The sequence below is a fragment of the Pseudomonas huaxiensis genome, from assembly GCF_003231275.1.
Classification (GTDB): domain Bacteria; phylum Pseudomonadota; class Gammaproteobacteria; order Pseudomonadales; family Pseudomonadaceae; genus Aquipseudomonas; species Aquipseudomonas huaxiensis.
The window spans coordinates 1-2,803 of record NZ_QKVL01000105.1 but is presented as its reverse complement, the minus strand read 5'-3'; the positions used below and the strand labels follow the sequence as shown (position 1 = coordinate 2,803).

1 protein-coding gene is annotated in these 2,803 nt (G+C 66.5%); it reads left to right on the top strand.

Going from position 1 to position 2,803, the window contains the following annotated elements; all coding sequences use genetic code 11:
• A partial coding sequence (locus tag DM374_RS32305; RefSeq protein ID WP_225422677.1) for a condensation domain-containing protein occupies positions 1 to 2,803 on the top strand: 2,803 nt, incomplete at both ends.

Below are 2,803 nucleotides of genomic sequence, written 5' to 3'. Positions count from 1 at the left end.
GAGCCGTGCCGCAGTGGTGCGTATCGAGCAGGGCCCGGTGACCGGCGAAACCCCGCTGATGCCGATCCAGCACTGGTTCTTCGACAGTGCCATTCCAGAGCGTCATCACTGGAACCAGTCGGTGCTGCTCAAGCCGACCGTGCACCTGGAGGCCGCGCCGCTGGAGGCGGCCTTGCAGGCGCTGCTGGTGCATCACGACGCGCTGCGCCTGAGCTTCGTCGAGGGTCGCGCACGCTTCCGCGACGCCGCTGCCGGCGAGTTGCTGTGGGTACGCGAGCTGTCCAGCCGCGATCAATTGGCTGCACTGACCAACGAAGCACAACGCAGCCTCGACCTGCAGAACGGCCCGCTGTTGCGCGCACTGCTGGTCAACCTGCCGCAGGGCGAACAGCGTTTGCTGCTGGTGATCCATCACCTGGCGGTGGACGGTGTGTCCTGGCGCATCCTGCTGGAAGACCTGCAAGCGGCCTACAACGGTGCCGCGCTGCCGGCCAAGACCCATTCGGTCAAGGTCTGGGCCGAACACCTGCGCACCTTCGCCGGGACTTCGGCGCTGGAGCAGGAACTGGGCTGGTGGCAGGCGCAGTTGCAGGGCGTCAGCGACGCATTGCCGCTGGACCGTGCCGACGGCGGCCGCCAGCACCAGCACGAAGCGACCGTTCGCACGCAGTTGAACAGTGCGCTGACCCGCCAGTTGCTGCAGGACGCCCCGGCGGCCTACCGCACGCAGATCAACGACCTGCTGCTCACCGCGCTGGCTCGTGTCATCAGCCGCTGGAGTGGCCACGCCGAGACCCTGGTGCGCCTGGAAGGCCATGGCCGTGAAGAGCTCTTCGATGGCCTCGACACCACCCGCACCGTCGGTTGGTTCACCAGCCTGTACCCGGTGAAACTGACCCCGGCCGCGGAGCTGGGCGCGTCGATCAAGGCAATCAAGGAACAACTGCGCGGCGTGCCGAACAAAGGCCTCGGTTATGGCGTGCTGCGCTACCTGGGCAGCGACGCGGCGCAAGCCAGCCTCGCCGCATTGCCGCAGGGCGAGATTGTCTTTAACTACCTCGGCCAACTGGATGCCAGCTTCGCCGCCGAAGGCGCGCTGTTCGCGCCGTCCGGCGAAGGCAGTGGCGAAGGCCAGAGCCCCGAGGCGCCACTGGGCAGCCTGTTGGCGATCAACGGCCAGGTGCTCAAGGGTGAACTGGAACTGGCATGGAGCTTCAGCAACGAAGTGTTCGACGTGCAGACTGTGCAAGCCCTGGCCGATGCCTACGGCCAGGAACTGCAACACCTGATCGAGCACTGCGTGGCCGCCGGTGTGGCCGGCGTGACGCCATCGGACTTCCCGCTGGCCGGCCTCGACCAGCAGCAACTGGACAGCCTGCCGCTGGCCGCGGCGCAGATCGCCGATGTCTATCCACTGTCGCCGATGCAGCAGGGCATGCTGTTCCATAGCCTGTACGAGCAGGAGGGTTCCAGCTACGTGAACCAGATGCTCGCGCAGGTGCGTGGCCTGGATGTCGAGCGCTTCCGCGCGGCGTGGCAGGCGGTGGTGGATAACCACGATGTGCTGCGGGCGAATTTCGTCAGCAGCTTCGCCCAGCCGTTGCAGGTGATTCGCCGCCAGGTGGCGGTGTCGTTCGCCGAGCTGGACCTGCGTGGCCAGACCATATCGGACGAGGCTCTGGCGGCCTGGGCCGAGGCGGACAAACAACGCGGCTTCGATCTGCAACGCGACCCGCTGCTGCGCCTGACCCTGTTGCGCACTGCCGAGGACAGCCACTACCTGGTGTTCACCAGCCACCACATCCTGCTCGACGGCTGGAGCAACTCGCGGATGCTCGGCGAAGTGCTGCAGCGCTACAGCGGTCATGTAGCGGCGGCCGGCAAGCGCTACCGCGACTACATCGAATGGCTGCAACGTCAGGACGCTCAGGTTGGTCAGGACTTCTGGCTCGGCCAGCTGGCCGGGCTGGACGAGCCGACCCGCCTGGTGCCGGTGTTCAAGGCACCGGTCGAGGGTGAAGGCTTCGCCGATCTGCTGTTGACCCTGGATAGCGCACACACCCGTCGTCTCAACGACTTCGCCCGCGACCAGCGCGTCACCGCCAACACCCTGCTGCAAGCGGCATGGATGCTGGTGTTGCAGCGTTACACCGGGCAGTCCGGGGTGACCTTCGGCGCCACCGTCGCCGGGCGTCCGGCCGACCTGCCGGGTGTCGAAGAACAGCTTGGCCTGTTTATCAATACCCTGCCGGTGGTGGGCCGTCCTCGGGTCGAGCAGACCGTCGCCGAGTGGGTGCAACAGGTCCAGGCGCAAAACCTGGCCCTGCGCGAACACGAACACACGCCGCTGTATGACATCCAGCGCTGGGCGGGCTGGAATGGCGAAGCGCTGTTCGATTCGATCATGGTCTTCGAGAACTACCCGATCGCCGACGCGCTGCATAACGCGGCGCCGGACGCCCTGGTGTTCGACAAGGTGGTCAGCCAGGAGCAGACCCATTACCCGCTGACCCTGGTGATCGAAGCGGGCGACGAGCTGGCCGTGCGCATGAGCTACGACCGTCAGCAACTGGCCGGCGACACCGTGGCGCAACTTGGCGCGCATTTCGAGCACCTCCTGCTGGCGCTGGTGGCCAATCCGCAGGCGGCGCTGGGTGAGTTGTCGATGCTGTCCGCGGTCGAGCAACAGCACATCCTCGGCGACTGGAACGCCACTGTGGCCGAGTTCCCGAGCGAGGCGTGCATCCAGAGCCTGATCGAGGCGCAGGTCGCCGCAACGCCGAACGCTCCGGCGCTGGTGTTT